Origin of the sequence: Bradyrhizobium elkanii USDA 76 (assembly GCF_023278185.1) — a bacterium.
Taxonomy (GTDB): Bacteria; Pseudomonadota; Alphaproteobacteria; order Rhizobiales; family Xanthobacteraceae; genus Bradyrhizobium; species Bradyrhizobium elkanii.
Window position 1 is genome coordinate 8,123,455 of the sequence record NZ_CP066356.1, and the last position, 19,638, is coordinate 8,143,092.

General features: G+C 65.3%; 18 protein-coding genes. 9 read left to right on the forward strand and 9 right to left on the reverse strand.

The features are described from left to right. Positions 1-76: 76 nt before the first annotated feature. From JEY66_RS38480 to JEY66_RS38490, 3 genes are all read right to left on the reverse strand, one after another. Positions 77-658 (reverse strand): YqaA family protein, encoded by a 582-nt coding sequence (locus JEY66_RS38480; RefSeq protein WP_018269660.1) that lies wholly within the window; start codon positions 656-658, stop codon positions 77-79. A gap of 63 nt (positions 659-721) precedes the next feature. After that, positions 722-1,123: a phosphoribosyl-ATP diphosphatase gene (gene hisE / locus JEY66_RS38485; RefSeq protein WP_018269659.1), complete on the reverse strand. Its 402-nt coding sequence runs from the start codon at positions 1,121-1,123 to the stop codon at positions 722-724. A gap of 119 nt (positions 1,124-1,242) precedes the next feature. Continuing rightward, positions 1,243-1,677, reverse strand: coding sequence for a hypothetical protein (locus JEY66_RS38490; RefSeq protein WP_026192198.1), 435 nt, complete (start codon positions 1,675-1,677; stop codon positions 1,243-1,245). Between the two features lie 265 nt (positions 1,678-1,942). Here JEY66_RS38490 and JEY66_RS38495 point away from each other — a divergent pair, with 265 nt between their 5' ends. The 6 genes from JEY66_RS38495 (at position 1,943) to JEY66_RS38520 (ending at position 9,809) form a co-directional block, all read left to right on the forward strand. Then, a complete protein-coding gene (locus JEY66_RS38495; protein WP_026192197.1) occupies positions 1,943-2,998 on the forward strand; it encodes an ABC transporter substrate-binding protein in 1,056 nt (351 codons plus the stop codon). Between the two features lie 298 nt (positions 2,999-3,296). Then, entirely contained in the window at positions 3,297-5,075 is a 1,779-nt protein-coding gene (locus tag JEY66_RS38500; RefSeq protein WP_018269656.1) for a glucan ABC transporter ATP-binding protein/ permease, read from the forward strand. A 203-nt stretch (positions 5,076-5,278) separates the two neighbouring features. Next, the gene (locus tag JEY66_RS38505; protein ID WP_370145425.1) at positions 5,279-6,763 is read left to right on the forward strand and encodes a D-alanyl-D-alanine carboxypeptidase family protein; all 1,485 of its coding nucleotides are present in this window, start codon (positions 5,279-5,281) and stop codon (positions 6,761-6,763) included. Between the two features lie 189 nt (positions 6,764-6,952). Continuing rightward, positions 6,953-8,635 carry a long-chain fatty acid--CoA ligase gene (locus tag JEY66_RS38510; RefSeq protein WP_018269654.1) on the forward strand — a complete coding sequence of 561 codons (1,683 nt, stop codon included), beginning with the start codon at positions 6,953-6,955 and terminating at the stop codon, positions 8,633-8,635. Positions 8,636-8,657: 22 nt separating this feature from the next. After that, the gene (locus JEY66_RS38515) at positions 8,658-9,215 is read left to right on the forward strand and encodes a DUF924 family protein (RefSeq protein WP_018269653.1); all 558 of its coding nucleotides are present in this window, start codon (positions 8,658-8,660) and stop codon (positions 9,213-9,215) included. A gap of 108 nt (positions 9,216-9,323) precedes the next feature. Further along, positions 9,324-9,809, forward strand: a complete 486-nt coding sequence (locus tag JEY66_RS38520; RefSeq protein ID WP_018269652.1) for a peroxiredoxin — start codon at positions 9,324-9,326, stop codon at positions 9,807-9,809. Positions 9,810-9,966: 157 nt separating this feature from the next. Here JEY66_RS38520 and rnhA read toward each other — a convergent pair whose 3' ends face one another. Genes rnhA through ispH form a run of 3 tightly spaced genes read right to left on the reverse strand, consistent with a single transcriptional unit; the run spans position 9,967 to position 12,376 of the window. After that, positions 9,967-10,428 (reverse strand): ribonuclease HI, encoded by a 462-nt coding sequence (gene rnhA, locus JEY66_RS38525; protein WP_018269651.1) that lies wholly within the window; start codon positions 10,426-10,428, stop codon positions 9,967-9,969. Next, positions 10,416-11,396: a homoserine kinase gene (locus JEY66_RS38530; RefSeq protein ID WP_018269650.1), complete on the reverse strand. Its 981-nt coding sequence runs from the start codon at positions 11,394-11,396 to the stop codon at positions 10,416-10,418. Before JEY66_RS38530 ends, rnhA begins: the two co-directional genes overlap by 13 nt. Positions 11,397-11,401: 5 nt before the next feature. Next, positions 11,402-12,376: a 4-hydroxy-3-methylbut-2-enyl diphosphate reductase gene (ispH, locus tag JEY66_RS38535; protein ID WP_026192195.1), complete on the reverse strand. Its 975-nt coding sequence runs from the start codon at positions 12,374-12,376 to the stop codon at positions 11,402-11,404. 240 nt (positions 12,377-12,616) lie between these two features. Here ispH and JEY66_RS38540 point away from each other — a divergent pair, with 240 nt between their 5' ends. Continuing rightward, a complete protein-coding gene (locus JEY66_RS38540; protein WP_018269648.1) occupies positions 12,617-13,315 on the forward strand; it encodes a DUF1013 domain-containing protein in 699 nt (232 codons plus the stop codon). A gap of 109 nt (positions 13,316-13,424) precedes the next feature. Here JEY66_RS38540 and JEY66_RS38545 read toward each other — a convergent pair whose 3' ends face one another. From JEY66_RS38545 to JEY66_RS38555, 3 genes are all read right to left on the reverse strand, one after another. Continuing rightward, positions 13,425-13,697, reverse strand: coding sequence for a hypothetical protein (locus JEY66_RS38545; protein ID WP_075969207.1), 273 nt, complete (start codon positions 13,695-13,697; stop codon positions 13,425-13,427). A 323-nt stretch (positions 13,698-14,020) separates the two neighbouring features. After that, positions 14,021-15,931, reverse strand: a complete 1,911-nt coding sequence (locus tag JEY66_RS38550) for a propionyl-CoA synthetase (protein ID WP_018269646.1) — start codon at positions 15,929-15,931, stop codon at positions 14,021-14,023. Positions 15,932-16,286: 355 nt separating this feature from the next. Then, positions 16,287-17,057 carry a tetratricopeptide repeat protein gene (locus JEY66_RS38555; protein ID WP_016846865.1) on the reverse strand — a complete coding sequence of 257 codons (771 nt, stop codon included), beginning with the start codon at positions 17,055-17,057 and terminating at the stop codon, positions 16,287-16,289. A 135-nt stretch (positions 17,058-17,192) separates the two neighbouring features. Between JEY66_RS38555 and JEY66_RS38560 the strand changes: the two genes are divergently transcribed. Beyond that, entirely contained in the window at positions 17,193-18,737 is a 1,545-nt protein-coding gene (locus tag JEY66_RS38560; RefSeq protein WP_018269645.1) for a cation:proton antiporter, read from the forward strand. 53 nt (positions 18,738-18,790) lie between these two features. Further along, a complete protein-coding gene (locus JEY66_RS38565) occupies positions 18,791-19,561 on the forward strand; it encodes a hypothetical protein (protein WP_016846863.1) in 771 nt (256 codons plus the stop codon). The last annotated feature ends 77 nt before the right edge of the window (positions 19,562-19,638 follow it).

The window sequence follows — 19,638 nt, forward strand, 5'->3', positions numbered from 1 at the left end:
ATTCTAGTGTGCTTTATGAATGCGAAGTTCGTGAAAGTGGCTGCCGCGAAATCGCACGAACTTCGCATTCAGCACACTAGATCAGCTTGAACGCGACAACAAAGCCCAGCACCAGCACGATCGCGCCGATCGCGACCCACAGGCCGAGCCGCCTTTCGAGCTCGGCGCGGACGAAATCGCCATAGCGGTTGAGCAGCACCGCGACGAAGAAGAAGCGGCCGCCGCGTGCGACGATCGAGCACAGGATGAACAGCCAGATGTTGTAACCGGCAAAGCCCGAGGTGATCGTCACGAGCTTGTAGGGGATCGGCGTCAGTCCCTTCAGCAAGATGATCACGGCGCCCCATTCGGCGTAGGAGGCGCGGAACGCGTCGACCTTGTCGGAGAGGCCGTAGAGATGGATCAGCCACTGCCCGAGCGAGTCGTAGAGCAGTGCGCCGATCGCATAGCCGAGCACGCCGCCGGCAACTGACGCCGCCGTGCAGACCGCCGCGAACCACCACGCCCGCTTCGGCCGCGCCAGCGACATCGGCAGCAGCATGATGTCGGGAGGGATCGGGAAAAAGGAGCTCTCAGCGAAGGAGACGGCCGCGAGAATCCACAGCGCATAGGGCTTGTCGGCCGCGTCGACGCACCAATCGTAAGTCCGTTTCAACATGGGCGCGATGAACCATCATGGAGCGGATTTGTCCATGCCGGGATTGGGCCGAATTTGGTTGATTTACGGCTGCCGTTTGCGCAGCCGGCTCTCCAGCGCGACAATTCGGCGCCGAGCCACCGGGACCGGCGCCGTTTTGGGCAGCTTGACCGGCGACTTCGGCAGCTTCTCGGCGATCCCGAGCAGCCGTTCGCGCCGCTCCATCTCGCGCCAGACATCCTCCGGCTTCACGCCGGCCGACGCCCAGAGAACGGCAAGGTTGTAGAACAGGTCGGCGCTTTCGCGGATGACGGCGTCCGACTTGCCGCTGACGGCGTCGATCACGACTTCGATCGCTTCCTCGGCGAGCTTCTTGGCCATCTTGGCCGGCCCGCGCTGGAACAGCCGTGCCGTGCGCGACGTAGCCGGATCAAGATCCTTGGCCGCGATCACCGCCTGGTAAAGCCGCTCGATCGAATCACTCATGCTTCGAGCCTAGTCGAAACGCGTCGCCAGCGTGTTAACGGCGACGACGAAAAAATCCACCGGCGCCGCGGCCGGTGGATTGGATGCTTTGTGACAATTCTGAGAACCGCCGACGGCGGTCAGTACGGCTGATACGGCAGTTGCGACCGCCGCCCGTAATAGCCGCGGTAACCATAGTACGGTCCGCCGCCGTAATAGACCGGGCCGCCACCATAGTAGACGGGACCACCGTAGTAGCCCGGGCCGCCATAGTAGCCGTAGGAGTCGTAGTAGTCGCGGCGGCTCTGGGCTGCGGCGATCGCGAGACCCGTACCGACGATCCCGGCGAACGCAGCCGCAGCCGCTGCGCCACCACCGCCATAGTAGCGACGGCGGGCACTGATGTCGGTCGCGCCGCTCGTGCCTTGTGACGTCGTCACAGCGGTCGCCTTGCCTGCCGAAGCAGAGCCTGCGAACGCCATCGTCGGCTCGACGGCCGTCAACGCCACCGCGGCAACCGTTGCCAATGTGGCTGCGCGGCCAATGGACGAAAAAACACCTTTTCGCGCAAACATTGCAGTCATCCTTTGTGGAAGCCGGCCCGACGGGCCTTGGTTAGCTAACCCACTGCCTCCAGATTAGGTTCCCCAAACCGAATGCAAGCTGAACGACCTGAGGTGAAAACATGGCAAGCCGAAGCCTGGCAGTCATCGACCGTTCACCTTGCCTGGGGCAAAATGCCTGCAATTAACGCTTGAAATTGACGCTTGCTCTGGCGCATTCGATGTCATGAAGCAGGCGCGCCGGCGCGGCACTTTGTCTCGCCTCCCGGATGTCATGATGCAGGTAAGTCGGACCACCGTTCTCCGCTGGATACTGGCCGGCATGATCGGCCTCGCGGAGGGCGTGTGGCCGGCATTGGCGCCGCTGCGCGCCAGCGACCTGCCGCCGCCGCTCACCATCCAGTTCACGCTCGACCGTCCGCTTGATGCCGCCGCAGCGCCATTCGTGATGGCGTCGACCGGCGGCCTGTTCAGCGCCGAGGGCCTTGCGGTCGGCACCAACGTCGCGACCAGTTCGGCGGATGCCATCGCGCGCGTCGCCGACGGCTCGAGCGATTTCGCCCTCGTCGACATCAACTCGCTGATCCGCTTTCGCGACAAGACCGGTGCTGCGCCCGTCAAGGCGGTGTTCGTGCTGTTCAACCAGGCGCCTTATGCGATCATCGCGCGCAAGAGCCGCGGCATCAGGACGCTGAGCGACATGCAGGGCAAGAGCCTCGGTGTCGCCGAGGGCGATCTCTCGATCCGGCTGTGGCCCGCGGTCGCGAAGCAGAACGGCATCAAGCTGTCGAGCGTGAAGCAGAGCACGATCAGCGCCGCGGTGCGCGAGCCGATGCTCTCCGCCGGCCAGGTCGATGCCGTTACCGGCTTCTCCTATCTCTCGGCGATCAATTTGCGCGATCGCGGCGTGCCCGCCGACGATCTCGCGGTGCTGCGCTTCGCCGACTATGGCTGCGAGGCCTACGGCTTTGCCGTGATCGTCAGCCCGCGCCTTGCCGCCGCGAAGCCGGATGCGGTGAAGGGATTCGTGCGCGCGGCGATCGGCGGCACCAACCTCGCGGTCAAGGATCCGGCCCGCGCCGCCGGCGAGGTCGCGAGCCGGATGGATGGCGGCTCGCGCGATCTGGAGCTGGAGCGGCTGAACGCCATCATCCGCGACAACATCCTGACCAGCGAGGTGAAGCGCGACGGCATCGGCGGCATCGAGGCGGAGCGCTTCGAGCGCTCGGTCGACCAGCTCGCGGAGGACTTCAAATTCCAGAAGCGGCCGCACGCCGCCGACATCTTCGACGAGGCTTTCCTGCCGCCGATCGACGCCCGGCTGGTGAACTGAGAGCATGCGAATGCATCACTGATGAGCGGCACCAAATGTTCAGCGTCGTCCTGGCGAAAGCCAGGACCCATTACCCCAGCCGTTTATTGTTGCGCGACGCTGGGGCCACTATCCCGCTCTCAATCAAATTCGGTGGCTATGGGTCCTGGCTTTCGCCAGGACGATGGCGTGGGGAGCCGCTCGCCACAATCACCGTCACCCTGAGGATGACGCGCTCACCCGCTGGCCCTGCATCGCGAACCCTGATTAAATTGCATCCCGCCTGATCGGGCGCCCACCGCTTGCGAGTCCCGCCGGCATGTCCATGCTTCGCCTCTATACCCGCGTCCTCGAACTGCTCGGCAAGGAGGCGCGGCTCGGCTGGATCCTGGCCATCGCCAACGTGCTGCTCGCCGGCGCGCAATTCGCCGAGCCGGTGCTGTTCGGCAAGATCGTCGACGTGCTGTCGGGCCGGCCGGTCACCGGACTGTTCGCGACGTCCTCGGCATGGCCGCTGCTCGTCGCCTGGGCGGCGTTCGGCCTGTTCACGATCGGCTGCAGCGCGATCGTGGCGCTGCAGGCCGACCGGCTGGCGCACCGCCAGCGCCAGGCGGTGCTGACCGATTATTTCGAGCACATCCTGCAGCTGCCGCTGACCTTCCATTCCGGCACCCATTCCGGCCGGCTGATGAAGGTGATGCTGAACGGCACCGACGCGCTGTGGCGGCTCTGGCTCGGTTTCTTCCGCGAGCATTTCGCCGCGATCATGTCGCTGATCGTGCTGTTGCCGCTTTCGCTCTACATCAACTGGCGGCTGGCGCTCCTGCTGTTCGGGCTCTGCGTCGTGTTCACCGTGCTGACCACGCTGGTGGTGCGCAAGACCTACGGCATGCAGAGCGAGGTCGAGGCCTATTACAGCGACCTCTCGGCGCGCGCCTCGGACGCGCTCGGCAATGTCGCGCTGGTGCAGAGCTTCGTGCGGATCGATTCCGAGGTGCAGGGCCTGCGCTACGTCGCCGACAAGCTGCTCGCGGTGCAGATGCCGGTGCTGTCATGGTGGGCACTGGTCACCGTGATCACGCGCGCCTCGACCACGATCACGGTGCTCGCGATCTTCACCGTCGGCATCGCGCTGCATAACCAGAACCTCACCACGGTCGGCGAGATCGTGATGTTCGTCTCGTTCGCCACCATGCTGATCCAGAAGCTCGAGCAGGTGGTGAGCTTCATCAACAACGTGTTCATGGAAGCGCCGCGCCTGCAGGAGTTCTTCGACGTGCTCGATGCGGTGCCGGCGGTGCGCGACCGGCCCGGCGCGGTCGATCCCGGACGGCTGTCCGGCCTCGTCGAGTTCGACGACGTCTCGTTCTCCTATGACGGCAAGCGGCCGGCGATCGAGGATCTCAGCTTCACCGCCCTGCCGGGCCAGACCATCGCGCTGGTCGGCTCGACCGGCGCCGGCAAATCCACCGCGATCGCACTGCTGCATCGCGCGTTCGATCCGCAATCGGGCATCATCAGGATCGACGGTATGGACATACGCGCGCTGAAGCTGACGGCGCTGCGGCGAAACATCGGCGTGGTGTTCCAGGAGGCGCTGCTGTTCAACCGCTCGCTCGCCGACAATCTGCGCGTCGGCAAGCCCGACGCGACCGATGAGGAGCTGCGTACCGCGGCGGCGCGCGCCCAGGCGCTGGATTTCATCGAGCGCAGCGAAAAGAAGTTCGATACCCATGCCGGCGAGCGCGGCCGCATGCTGTCCGGCGGCGAACGCCAGCGGCTGTCGATCGCGCGTGCGCTGCTGAAGGATCCGCCGATCCTGATCCTCGACGAGGCCACCAGCGCCCTCGACGCCGTCACCGAGGCCAAGGTGAATGCCGCTCTCGATGAAGTGATGAAGGGCCGCACCACCTTCGTGATCGCGCACCGCCTCTCCACCATCCGCCACGCCACCCGCATCCTGCTGTTCGACCAGGGGCGGGTGATCGAAAGCGGAACTTTCGATGAACTGGTGGCGAAAGGCGGGCGTTTTGCCGAGCTGGCGCGGGCCCAGTTCATGGTCCAGGAACAGGCGCGCGCCGGCATCGAGACACCATAATTCCCGCCTTTCCAATTGAGGCGGCTGCCGAAATTCAGCCGATTTCGTCCACGATATAATTCCCCGGCCTCTGTTCTCTGCTGGCAAGCCGGTATAGGGTTTGCATCGCCGCAATGCGGCGCCGGACACGCTTGAAACCCGTACGTCACAATCGCAAGACCTCCTTTTTTCAAGGCGGGTCTCAAAGGACCGGAACCGGATTCGTGCACCTTCCTCGCCCGTCATTGAAATGGATTCTGGCCGTCGCGATGCTCGCCGTCGCCGCGCCGCAAATGGCGCAAGCCGAGGCGCTGCTGGTTGTCGAGGCCGATTCCGGAAAGGTGCTGCAGGCCGACAATGCGACGATGCCGTGGTACCCGGCTTCGCTCAGCAAGATGATGACGGCCTATGTGACGCTGAAGGCGGTCAAGGACGGCCGCGTCTCGCTCGACACGCTGCTCACGGTGTCGCCGACCGCAGCTTCGCAGTCGCCCTCGAAGATGGGCTTCCGGCCCGGCACCCAGGTCACCGTCGACAACGCGCTGAAGATGATGCTGGTGAAGTCGGCCAACGACATGGCCGTGGTGCTGGCCGAGGGCATCGGCGGTTCGATCGACGGCTTTGCCGGAATCATGAACCAGACCGCGCAAAAGCTCGGCATGACGCAAACCAGCTACGTCAATCCGAACGGCCTGCCCGCCGATGGCCAGATCACCTCGGCGCGCGACATGGCGATCCTCGCCCGCGCCATCATCCGCGACCTGCCGGAATACGAGTATTTCGTCCACATCCCCTCGATCCGCTTCGGCCGCCGCATCACCCAGAACTTCAACAAGCTGATCGGCCGCTATCCCGGCGCCGACGGCTTCAAGACCGGCTTCATCTGCGCCTCCGGCTACAATCTCGTGGCGTCGGCGACGCGCGACGGCAAGCGGCTGATCGCCGTGGTGCTCGGCGCCTCGTCAGGCCGCATGCGCGCGATCCGCGCCGCGCAGCTTCTGGATCGCGGCTTTGCCAATAACGGGCTGGCGTGGCTGCGGCCCTCGCTCGGCACCGTCGACAATCTGGTGCCGATCGATTCCACGCCGCCGAACCTGCGCGAGGAGATGTGCGGCCCCAAGCACAAGCGGCCCGCCAGCGACGAGGACGCAGAAGACACCATTGCCAGCGCCGGAAGCTCCAGCACCAATGGCGACGGCGGCGTCAGCTTCTTCGCCTCGGGCCTGCAGGCCGCGATGCCGGCCAAGCCGGCCGACATGCTGGCGCAGCCGGCCGCGGCCTCCGAACCGGTCGTGGTTTATACGGGGCCGACCAAGACCGGGGCTGCGCTGATCGCCGCGGTCGAGGCCGACACCGAGAAGATGCAGCCGGTCAAGCGGGCCAAGGGCAAGCACAGCCGCGTCGCGGGCAAGAAGCCCGATGCGGCCGATGACGCGAAGGCCGACACCAAGAGCGCCTCCAAGTCGGACAGCAAGTCGGACAGCAAGCCGGCGGCGGCCAAGCCCGCGCGTCACGCCAATGCCAAGCCGGATGCCGCAGCTGCGAAGACGGCCGCGGCGGACAAGCCCGCCGCCGCAAAGCCTGCCGGCAAGCCGGCGGCGGCAAAGCCGGCTGCCAAGCCCAAGACTTCGGCTGACAAGCCCAAGACTGCGGCCGACAAACCCAAGGCTGCCGACAAGCCGAAAGCCGACGCCAAGCCTGCCGGCTAGCAGAACGCCCGCCCGTCATTTCCGACCGTCATTTCCGACCGTCATTTCCTCCAATGCGTCGATAACGCGCAGCGGCTTGCCATCGGCCGCGGCATCGCTCAATACTGCCTGAAATAACGCGGCCAAAGGTCGGAAAACCCGGAAGCAATCCGGGGCATCAGCCAAATTTGAGAGAGGGGATTGACCATCATGGAGCGCATCTGGCTCAAGCATTATCCGGCCGGCGTGCCCGCGGATATCGACGTCACGCAATATTCGTCGCTGGTCGAATTGCTGGAAGAGAGCTTCAAGAAATTCGCCGATCGCAAGGCGTTCATCTGCATGGACAAGGCGATCACCTATCGCGAGCTCGACGAGATGTCGACGGCGCTCGGCGGCTACCTGCAGAGCAAGGGCCTGCAGAAGGGCGCGCGGGTCGCGCTGATGATGCCGAACGTGCTGCAATATCCGATCGCGACCGCCGCCGTGCTGCGCGCCGGCTATGCCGTGGTCAACGTCAACCCGCTCTACACGCCGCGCGAGCTCGAGCACCAGCTCAAGGATTCGGGCGCGGAGGCGATCATCGTGCTGGAGAACTTTGCCACCACCGTGCAGAAGGTACTTCCCAATACCGCGGTCAAGCACGTGATCGTCGGCAGCATGGGCGACCTGCTCGGCCTCAAGGGCGTGATCGTCAATCTGGTGGTGCGCCGGGTGAAGAAGATGGTGCCGGCCTGGTCGATCCCGGGCGCCGTCGGCTTCAACGAGGCGCTGTCAGCCGGCCGCGCCGGCAAGCTCAACAAACCGACGCTGACGCTCGATGACGTCGCCTTCCTGCAATATACCGGCGGCACCACCGGCGTCTCCAAGGGCGCGACCCTGCTCCACCGCAACATCCTGGCCAACGTGCTGCAGAACGACGCCTGGCTGCAGCCGGCGCTGGCGAAGCCGCCGATCGTCGAACAGATGGTCATCGTCTGCGCGCTGCCGCTCTATCACGTCTTCGCGCTCACCGCCTGCTATCTGCTGGGCATGCGGGCCGGCGGCACCAACCTGCTGATTCCGAATCCGCGCGACATGGCGGGCTTCGTCAAGGAGCTGTCGAAGTACCAGGTCAGCTTCTTCCCGGCGGTCAACACCCTCTACAACGGCCTGCTGAACACGCCCGGTTTCGACAAGCTCGACTTCTCCAAGCTGAAGATCGCCAACGGCGGCGGCATGGCGACGCAAAGGTCGGTCGCCGAGAAATGGTTGAAGGTCACGGGCATCTCGTTGTCGGAAGGCTATGGCCTGTCGGAGACCTCGCCGACCCTGACGTGCAATCCTGCGACGATCGAGGAGTTCTCCGGGACGATCGGACTTCCCGTCCCGTCGACCTGGCTCTCGATCCGCGACGACGACGGCAATGAGTTGCCGCTCGGCGAAGCCGGCGAGATCTGCGCCAAGGGTCCGCAGGTGATGGCGGGCTACTGGAACAGGCCTGACGAAACCGCGCGCGTGATGACCGCGGACGGTTACTTCCGCACCGGCGACATCGGCGTGATGGACGAGAAGGGCTACACCAAGATCGTCGACCGCAAGAAGGACATGATCCTGGTCTCCGGCTTCAACGTCTATCCGAACGAGATCGAGGAAGTGATCGCAAGCCATCCGGGCGTGCTCGAATGCGCCGTGATCGGCGTGCCCGATGCGAAGTCCGGCGAAGCGGTGAAGGCCTTCGTGGTCAAGAAGGACCCGAACGTCACCGCCGAGGACATCATCAAGTTCAGTGCCACCCAGCTCACCGCCTACAAGGTGCCGAAGCAGATCGAGTTCAGGACCGACCTGCCGAAGACCAATGTCGGCAAGATCCTGCGCCGCCAATTGCGCGACGAGAAGAAGGCTGCGGCTTAAGGCGTGAGTGGACTGACCTTCGATGTCTGACGCAAGCCTCGCGACGCCGGCCGACGTGCTTGGCTTCTGGCGGAATGCCGGCCGCGACCGCTGGTACAAGCACGACGACGCCTTCGATGCCGAGATCCGCAGCCGCTTCCTCGCCACCTGGCAGAAGGCGGCTGCCGGCGAATTGTCGTCGTGGGAGGCCAGCGACGACGGCGCGCTGGCGCTAACCATCGTGCTCGACCAGTTTCCGCGAAACCTGTTTCGAGGCGACGCCAGGACCTTTTCAAGCGATGCGCTGGCGCGTGACGTGGCAAGGCGCGCCATCGACCGCGGCGTCGATGCGCGGACCGGCCCCGCGCTGCGCGAATTCCTCTATCTGCCTTTCGAGCATTCGGAGGACCTCGCCGACCAGCAGCGCTGCGTGACGATGTTCCGGCAATATGACTGCCATCCCGACAACCTGAAATATGCCGAGGACCACGCCGACATCATCCGCCGGTTCGGCCGCTTCCCGCACCGGAATCGCGTGCTGGGCCGGCAGACCACGGCCGAGGAGCAGGCCTTTCTCGACACCGGCGGGTTTTCCGGCTGATGACGGAACGGTGACGATGGTCGGGCATTGCCGTTCTTCGGCGAGCCCGTATTGTGCCGTGCTGTAGCCGGGTCTAAGACAGTTCCGCTTCACCGAGGGAGAACAACGATGACGATCAATGTTGGCGACAAGCTGCCGGAAGCCAAGTTTCGCGTGATGACCGCCGAGGGTCCGCAGGTCAAAACCACCGACGATATTTTCAAGGGCAAGAAGGTCGCCCTGTTCGCCGTGCCCGGCGCCTACACCGGCACCTGCCACAAGATGCATCTTCCGAGCATCTTCCTCAACGCCTATGCCATGAAGAACAAGGGCGTCGACACCATCGCGATCGTTTCGGTCAACGACGCCTTCGTGATGAACGCGTGGAAGCGCGACACCGACCAGCGCGACGAAGCCGTCTTCCTCGCCGACGGCAATGCCGACTTCGCCAAGGCGATCGGCATGGAGCTCGACGCCTCCGGCAACGGCCTCGGCATCCGCTCCAAGCGCTACTCGATGCTGGTCGAGGACGGCGTGGTGAAGAAGCTCAACCTCGAGCCCGCCCCGGGCAAGGTCGAGGTCTCCGGCGGCGACACGCTGCTCGGGCAGCTGTAAGCCGACGCCCCACGCACACTGTCATCGCCCGGCTTGACCGGGCGATCCAGTACGCCGCGGCCTCTCGCTTCATCACCATCGTCTCTGGAATACTGGATCGCCCGCTTTCGCGGGCGATGACGATTATGGGCATGGCGATAGCAGAAAGCGGCGCGCCCTAACTCTTCAACCTCGCCATCGCCACGCCCTCGCGCGCCAGCTCGTCGGCGCGTTCGTTCTCGGCGTGGCCGGCGTGGCCCTTGATCCAGTGCCAGCGCACCTCATGCGGCTTCAGCGCGGCATCGAGGCGCTGCCACAGCTCGACATTCTTGACCGGCTTCTTGTCGGCGGTGCGCCAGCCGTTGCGCTTCCAGCCGTGGATCCAGCCGGTGATGCCCTGGCGGACATACTGGCTGTCGGTGGTGAGATCGACCACACAGGGCTTCTTCAGCGCTTCCAGCGCCGAGATCGCCGCCATCAGCTCCATGCGGTTGTTGGTGGTGTGCGGCTCGCCGCCCTTCAATTCCTTCTCGGCCTCGCCGAATCTGAGGATCGCGCCCCAGCCGCCCGGCCCCGGATTTCCGGAGCAGGCACCATCGGTGAAGACAATCACATGCGGCTTGTCGCTCACGCCGCGCATCCGGCCGGCGTGATGCCGTAATCGCGCAGGCTCGCGACATTCTGCTGGAAGCGCAGCTTGCGGACATATTCCAGCGGGTCCTTCGGCTGCACCAGCGCGCCTTCGGGCACGTTGAGGAAATCGACCAGCCGCGTCAGCAGGAAGCGCATCGCGGCACCGCGCGCGAGCAGCGGCAGCGCGGCCTCTTCCGCCGCCGACAGCGGGCGCTCGCGGCCATAGGCATTGAGCAATGCGCGCGCCTTGGTGACGTTGAAGGCATGATCCGGCTCGAAGCACCAGGCGTTGAGGCAGATCGCGACGTCGTAGGCCAGGATGTCGTTGCAGGCGAACGGGAAGTCGATCAGGCCCGAGAGCTTGTCGCCCAGAAAAAAGACGTTGTCGGGAAACAGGTCGGCATGGATGACGCCGACCGGCAGATCCGCCGGCCACGAGGCTTCGAGATGATCGAGCTCACGCGCGATGAAGTCGTGCAATCCGGCCTGCACGCTGTCGGCCCGCGCGGCGGCGAGATCGAACAGCGGCCGCCAGCCGGCGACCGACAGCGGGTTGTTGCGGACCAGCGGGAAATCGCGGCCGGCGACGTGCATTTTGGCCAGCGCCCCGCCGACGCCGGCGCAATGCGCCACGTTCGGCCGCCGCGGCCACACGCCCTCGAGGAAGTTGATGATCGCCGCGGGCCGGCCGGCGAGCCGGCTGGTGACCTCGCCCTTGCGGTTGCGCGCCGGCTGCGGGCACGACACGCCGCGCTCGGCGAGATGCGCCATCAGCGACAGGAAATACGGCAGGTCGTCCTCCGCCACGCGCTTCTCATAGAGCGTGAGGATGTAGGCGCCCTGGCTGGTGTGCAGCAGGAAGTTCGAATTCTCGACGCCCTCGGCGATGCCCTTGTAGGAGAGCAGTTCGCCGATGTCGTAGCTTTTGAGGAATTCCGCGAGGTCTTCGGCGGCAACGTCGGTGTAGACCGCCATATGGTCTATTCCGCCGCGGCAGCGTCAGGCCGCAGCGAACGCGGCAGCGGGAAGAACTCGTTCTCTTCCGCGGCCGAGACCGTCTCCACGTGCAGTTCATAGCGCTCGGCAAACGCGCCCATGATCTCCTCGACGATCACCTCCGGCGCCGAGGCGCCCGCGGTGATGCCGAGGCTCCTGATGCCATCGAAGCGCTGCCAGTCGATGTCGCTGGCGCGCTGGGCGAGCACGGCGATCGGGCAGCCCTCGCGCTCGGCGACCTCGCGCAGGCGCTGCGAGTTCGACGAGTTCGGCGCGCCGACCACGATCAGGGCATCGACCACCGGCGCCACCTTCTTCACCGCGAGCTGGCGGTTGGTGGTCGCGTAGCAGATGTCTTCCTTGTGCGGACCGTTGACGTTCGGGAAGCGCTGCTTGAGCAGCGCCACGATCTCCGCGGTGTCGTCGATCGACAGCGTCGTCTGGGTCACGAAGGCGAGGTTGTCGGGGTCCTTGGGGACGAAGGTCTTGGCATCCTCGGCGGTCTCGATCAGGGTCACGGCGCCGGCCGGCAACTGGCCCAAGGTGCCGACCACCTCAGGGTGATGGGAATGTCCGATCAGCAGGATCTCGCGGCCGCGCTTGAAATGGATCGCCGCCTCGCGGTGGACCTTGGTCACCAGCGGGCAGGTCGCGTCCAGCGAGAAGAAATTGCGGGATTTGGCCTCGGCGGGAACCGATTTCGGAACGCCGTGGGCGGAAAACACCACCGGCGCATTGGTATCGTCGGGGATTTCGGCCAATTCCTCGACGAAAATGGCGCCTTTGGTCTTCAGGCTGTCGACCACATACTTGTTATGGACGATTTCGTGCCGGACATAGACCGGCGCGCCATAAATGGTGAGGGCACGTTCGACCGTGTCGATGGCGCGAACCACCCCGGCGCAGAAGCCGCGGGGGGAACAAAGCACGATTCTAAGGTCGGGTTTTTTCGCTGACATAGGGCTGTCTTGGGGCTGTCTCGGGGCAATCTCGGGACCGAATCACCCCTCGCCGGCGGGCGGGGAACGGCCAGTTACGGTAACGACTTGGGACTGCTTTCGGGCGCTGTCAAGGCGATTTTGCTCGCCCATTGCGCCATTCCCCCCGGAGGGCTTATATAGGCCTTATAATTCCCGTCATCGCCGATGACTACCAGCTTCGCCTCGACAGAGGTGGGCGAAGCACAAAGGAGATTTGCCATGAGCAACGCACCGCTGATGCCGAAGGCGACTGCCGTGTGGTTGGTCGACAATACCGCCCTGACCTTCGATCAGGTGGCCGATTTTACCAAAATGCACCCCTTAGAGGTCCGCGCCATCGCCGACGGCGACGCCGCCCAGGGCATCAAGGGCATGGACCCGATTTCCAACGGCCAGCTGACCCGCGAGGAGATCGAGCGCGGCGAGCGCGACCAGAACTACCGCCTCAAGCTGCAGGAGAGCAAGGTGGTGCTGCCTTCCGCCGCCAAGAAGAAGGGCCCGCGCTACACCCCGGTGTCGCGCCGCCATGAGCGGCCGAGCGCGATCCTCTGGCTGGTGCGCAACCATCCCGAGCTGAAGGACGCCCAGATCATGCGTCTGGTCGGCACCACCAAGACCACGATCGCCAGCGTGCGCGACCGCACCCACTGGAACGCCTCGACCCTGACCCCGATGGACCCGGTGACGCTCGGCCTGTGCTCGCAGATCGAGCTCGATTTCGAGGTGCAGCGCGCCGCCAAGGAGAAGCCGACCACCACCGTCTACGGCGGCGCCACGCTGCTGCCGGCCTCCGAGACCACGCGCAAGGACGAGCTGGACGACCAGCCGATCGAGCGCCACGACGATCTCAACGTCGACGCCGTGTTCGCCAAGCTGAAGACGATCGGCGGCAAGAAGCCCGACGACGAGGAAGAGTAAGCGCGGATCGCGCGACGCGAAGAGCAGAACACGAAACGCGGCAGGGCAACCTGCCGCGTTTTTGCTTGGAAGCGCACGCAATGGGCGTGACGGCCACCGTCGGCGCGGCTCAATGCCGGTCGGGATTGTTCATCATGTATTCGCCGAGATCGCGCTGCCGCCGATCGGTGCGGGCTTCGGCGTTCTGGCGCTGCACGTCGCGGTTCTTGCGGCAGGCGACGTAATCAGGCGAGCCGACCGCAACCTTGCCGCCAGCCTGGCAATACTGATCGTCGTCACCCATGCTCTCCGCGATCGGCGATCGGCCGCGCTCGAGACAGCCTGCAAGTAGCGGCAGGGCGAGCAGCAAGGCGAGTGGCGCGCGTGCGGAAATGGATCGCATCCGGGGGTCCGTATCTCGTGGCATATGACAGGGAAGGCCGGGATGACCCGGCAATCCATCAAAATCAAGGCCGTTTTGCTTCCGATGGGTTTCGAGGGTACGCGGCCGGATTGCGCGATGGTGCCCTCATCGTCCATCGCGCCCGGGGCCACCCCTCTCCCCAGCCCTCCCCCGCAAGGGGGGAGGGAGCCTGACGACCGTGCTCACCTGACGTTAGGGAGCCACCGGCGGAAGGGTTCCCTCCCCCCTTGCGGGGGAGGGCTGGGGAGAGGGGTGCCACACGACGTGCTGTCTCAACAGCGAGCCAGCAACACGACGTCGAGCTACGCCTTCCCCTTCAGCGCCTCGCCGATTTCGTCGAGCACTTTCGGGTCCTCGATCGTCGCCGGCATGGTCCAGGACTCGCCATCGGCGATCTTCTTGATGGTGCCGCGCAGGATCTTGCCGGAACGGGTCTTCGGCAGCCGCGCCACCGTGATCGCGAGCTTGAAGGCTGCGACCGGCCCGAGCTTGTCGCGTACCAGCGCCACGACCTCCTTCTCGACCTCGGCGGGCGCATTGGTCACGCCGGCCTTCAGCACCAGGAAGCCGCAGGGCACCTCGCCCTTGATCGCGTCCTTGACGCCGAGCACGGCGCATTCGGCGACATCGGGATGCGAGGCGAGGATCTCCTCCATGCCGCCGGTGGAGAGCCGGTGGCCGGCGACATTGATGATGTCGTCGGTGCGGCCCATCACCCAGACATAGCCGTCCTCGTCCTTGTAGCCGGCATCCGAGGTCTTGTAGTAGCCGGGGAATTCCGAGAGATAGGCGTCCCTGAAGCGATCGTCCTGCTGCCACAGCGTCGGCAGGCAGCCCGGCGGCATCGGCAGCTTGATCACGATCGAGCCCATCGTGCCGGCCCCGACCGGCTTTGCCGCCTCGTCGACGATGTCGACCTGATAGCCCGGCATCGGCACCGTGGGCGAGCCGTGCTTGACCGGCAGCTGGCCGAGCCCGACCGGATTGCCGGCGATGCACCATCCGGTCTCGGTCTGCCACCAGTGGTCGATGACCGGCACCTTCAGCTGCTGCTCGGCCCACTCCACCGTCGGCGGATCGGCGCGCTCGCCGGCGAGGAACAGGGTGCGGAAGCTCGAGAGATCGTAATTCCGGATGAACTTGCCCTCGGGGTCTTCCTTCTTGATCGCGCGGAACGCGGTCGGCGCGGTGAAGAAGGCGACCGCCTTGTGCTCTGAGATCACGCGCCAGAACGCGCCGGCATCCGGCGTGCCGACCGGCTTGCCCTCATACATGATGGTGGTCGCGCCGTGGATCAGCGGGCCGTAGACGATATAGGAATGGCCGACCACCCAGCCGATGTCCGAGCCGCACCACCAGATCTCGCCGGGCTTCACGCCGTAGAGATTGTGCATCGACCATTTCAGCGCGACGAGATGACCGCCATTGTCGCGCACTACGCCCTTCGGGATTCCGGTCGTGCCCGACGTGTAGAGGATGTAGAGCGGATCGGTGGCGGCTACCGGCACGCACGGCGCGGCCTTGCCGGCGTCGAACGCGGCCTGGCGCAGCGTCGCCCAATCATGATCGCGGCCCGCGGTGAGCTCGCAAGCCTGCTGCGGCCGCTGCAGGATGATGCAGGTCTCGGGCTTGCTGCCGGCGAGGCGGATCGCCTCGTCGAGCAGCGGCTTGTATTGCACGATGCGCCCGGGCTCGATGCCGCAGCTCGCCGAGAAGATCAGCTTCGGCTTGGCGTCGTCGATGCGGGTCGCAAGCTCCTTGGCCGCGAAGCCGCCGAACACCACGCTGTGCACCGCGCCGATCCGCGCGCAGGCGAGCATCGCGACGACGGCCTCCGGCACCATCGGCATATAGAGGATGACGCGATCGCCCTTGGTGACGCCGAAATCCTGCATCACCGCGGCCAGCGTCTGCACCTCCGCCAACAATTCGGAATAGGTGAATTTGGTGGTCGTGTTGGTGAGCGGCGAATCGTGGATCAGCGCGACCTGGCTGGCGCGGCCGCCGGCGACATGGCGATCCAGCGCGTTGTAGCAGGTGTTGACCACGGCGCCGGCGAACCAGCGCCCATAGGCGCCCACCGAGGGATCGAGGATCTTCTTGGCCGGCTCGATCCAGTCGATCTCGCGCGCCGCTTCCGCCCAAAAGCCCTCGGGGTCCCGAAGCGAGCGGGCATACACCTCATGATACCGGCTCTTGCCTTGTATATTCATAGCGTCTCTCCCGGCTCATCTCTCGCGTCATGGCCGGGCCTGTCCCGGCCATCCACGTCTTTGGGGCGACAAAGCAAGACGTGGATGCCCGGCACAAGGCCGGGCATGACGAACCTGAAATGGCTAGCTCTAGTTAACGGCCATTGTCACGGGCCCGACCGATAATTCAAGCCGTAAACTGACCGACGTTAGCACTAGTGTCCCGAATCCGAAGTTCGCATCATTTGCCGCACCTTCGGAGCGAACTTCGGATTCGATAAGGACACTAGCAAACTTATGATTCTAGTGTGCTTTATGAATGCGAAGTTCGTGAAAGTGGTTGCCGCGAAATCGCACGAACTTCGCATTCAGCACACTAGTAGCCGTCGACCCCGTTGATCCGCTGCAGCCGCTCGCGCATCGCCTTTTGCAGGTCGTAGCCCGGCTTGCCGAACTCGGCATTGCGGCGGGCGATGAACTGATCCTGCTCGCGCTGCAGCTCACGCGCCTGGCCCGGGTTCTGCGCTTCGCGCACCGCGCGGAAGGTCGACGCGCCGATCTCGCGATCGAGATCGGCAAGCGTGGGATTGGCGCAGATCGCCTTCTCCACCGGCCGGCGCGCCTTGCGGCAATCGAAGCTCGGCTTGCCGGCGACCGCCATCATGGCGCCGATCCGCTCCAGCTCCAGCGACAGCGATTTGTAATTGGACTTGGCGGCGGCGTGATTGGGAGCGAGCTTGACGGCGGCGCCGAAATCCATGATCGCCTTCGGCCGGTCGCCCTTGCGGCGCCACAGCTCGCCGCGCGCATTATGCGCATCGGCAAGCGATGGATCGAGCTTGAGCACGGTGTCGTAGTCCGCGATCGCGCGATCGATCATCTGCTTGCGGTCATAGGCGGCCGCCCGCGCCATCAGCGCCTTGACGCGATCGGGCCGCGCCGCCTTCTCATTGTCGATCAGCGCGCCGCAGACGTCGATGATCTTGTCGTTATCGGCCGCCGCTGCCGCCGCGATGCAGGGGCCGGCATTGGCCTGCACATCCTCGCCCGGCTCGCTGCCGGTGGCGCGCGCAACGCCCGACATCAGCCCGCCCGACAGGCCAACGCAGATCAGCATCACGGCCAGATTTGCGCGTTTGTGTCGCATCCCGGTCGCCGACAAGTCATCCCTCTCTTGCTCCCGAACCGCCGGCCCCTGATGCCCGGCAGCGCGCCATTTGCCGCAAAACCACACGCTGGATTATACGTCAATTGCGACGATCGGCTGCATCGGGGGTTCGGCTTGCTCACATTCGAATGGATCATCGGCCTGTTGCTCGCAGCGGTGGCGCTGTCGGCGCTGGCGCGGCGGATCAAAGTGCCCTACCCGACCTTCCTGGCGCTCGGCGGCGTGCTGCTGACGCTGCTGCCGTGGGCCCCGACCTGGGCGCTGGAACCCAAACTGGCGCTGGCGCTGTTCGTCGCGCCGGTGCTGCTCGATGCCGCGTTCGACACCTCGCTGCGCGATCTCCGCAACAACTGGCTGCCGGTCTCGACGCTGGTGGTGGTCGCGGTCGGCGTCACGACGGCGGCGGTCGCCGTGGTCGCGCATTGGCTGCGCCCGGACATGCCGTGGGCGGTCGCGATCGCGCTCGGCGCCATCGTGGCGCCGCCGGATGCGGCCGCGGCCACCGCGATCCTGCGCCAGGTCAACCTGCCCTACCGGATCCAGAAGATCCTCGAAGGCGAAAGCCTGCTCAACGATGCCAGCGCGCTGCTGATCTATCGCGTCGCGGTCGGCCTCGTCGCCGCCGAGCATATGAAGATCCGCGAGTTCGTGCCGTCCATCACGATCGCGCTGGTCGGCAGCCTCGCCGCCGGCTTCCTGTTCGCGCAGGTCTGGATGATGATCACGCGCCGCATCACCGAGGCGCCGAGCGCGATCATCACGCAGTTCGGCGGCACCTTCATGGTGTGGATCATCGCCGAGCATCTCGGGCTGTCCGGCATTCTCACCATCATCGCCTATGCGATCACCATCTCGCGCACCGCGCCGGCCCGCACCTCGGCGCGGCTGCGCGTGTCGTCCTACGCGGTGTGGGAAACCGTGGTGTTCGTGCTCAACGTGCTCGCCTTCATGCTGATCGGCCTGCAGTTGCGCCCGATCTGGTCCGGCCTCGACGACGAGGTGCGGTGGAAGTATTGCAGCTTTGCCGCCGCGATCCTCGCCGTCGTGATCCTCGCCCGCATCCTCTGGGTGATGCCTTACGGCGCGCTGCTGCGCACGCTGAAGGCGCGCAACCTGCTGCCCGCCCATGTGGTGGACGCCGTGCCGACCTTGAAGCGCGGCTTCATCGTGTCCTGGTGCGGCATGCGCGGCATCGTCACGCTGGCGGCGGCGTTTGCGCTGCCGGAATGGTTTCCGTATCGCGATCTGATCCTGCTGACGGCGTTTGCCGTGGTGCTCGGTTCGCTTGTGATCCAGGGGCTGACGCTGCGGCCGTTGATCCTGGCGTTGAATTTCGCCGACGACGATCCGGTCGGGCGCGAGGCGGCCCGTGCCCGCGGCGTGGTGTTTCGCGCCGCGCTCGACGAGATCGACGCCGACCCGTCGGAAGAGGCCGAGATCCTCCGGCTCGAATATCGCGCCGTGCTGCTGCGCGCCGAGAATGATCCCGATGGCGGCCTGACCTCGCGCGAGCTGCCGTCGGATCCGCTGCGCCGCCGCGCCATCTCCGCGGCGCGTCAGGCCTTGCTCAATCTGCGCCGCACCGAGGCGATCGGCGACGACGCATTCCATCTGGTCGAGGAAGAACTCGACCGCGCCGAGCTCAGCGTGGAGGCGTAGCGCCGGGCCGCAATATCCTTTGAACCATCACAGGGTTTGTCAGACCTAACATCATGACAATCCTCATTGATCGCAATTCCCCGCGCGCCTCGGCGAAAGTCGAGGCGAAGTTCTTCTATTTCTATATGGCGCTGTCCTGCATGGCGGTCGCCTTTCTCGGCTTTGCCCCGACCTATTGGATGCCGATGGCGAGAGGCTCGCTCTCTTCGCCTCCCGTGGTGCACCTGCACGGGCTGCTGTTCTTCGCCTGGACGCTCTATTTCGTGTTCCAGAGCTGGCTTGCCGCCTCGGGGCGGATTGCACGGCATCGCAGCGTCGGATTGATCGGCATCTCGCTGGCGACCGCGATGACCATGATGGGCATCGTGGCCTCGATCAGCGTCATGAAGCGTTCGGCTGCGATCGGACAAGCCAATGAGGGCCTTGCGTTTGCGATCGTTCCGCTCAGCGGCATCCTGTTCTTCGCTGTCGTGTTCGCGCTCGCGATCATCTGCCTGCGCGACCGCGAAACCCACAAGCGGCTGATGCTGCTGGCGTCGATCTCCATCCTCGATGCAGCGGTCGCGCGCTGGTTCCTGACCTTCCTCGCGCCGCCGGGACCGCCCGGCCCACCGCCGGTCCCGGTCACGATCGCACCGGCGCTCGTCGCCTATCTGCTGCTGGTCGTCGCGATCGTGTTCGACTGGCGCACCCGCGGCCGCCCCCACCCGGTCTACGTCTATGGCGGGCTGGCACTGGTCGCGGTGAAGCTGTTGAACTGGCCGATCAGCACCTCGGCGGCGTGGCATTCCGTTGCCGGCGGCATCCTGGCGCTGGCGCAATAGCGCATGACCCGGAAGAGTGGGAACCGGTTTTCCGAAGAGACCATGCTCGATCAAGAATGTGGGATCATGATGCGGTC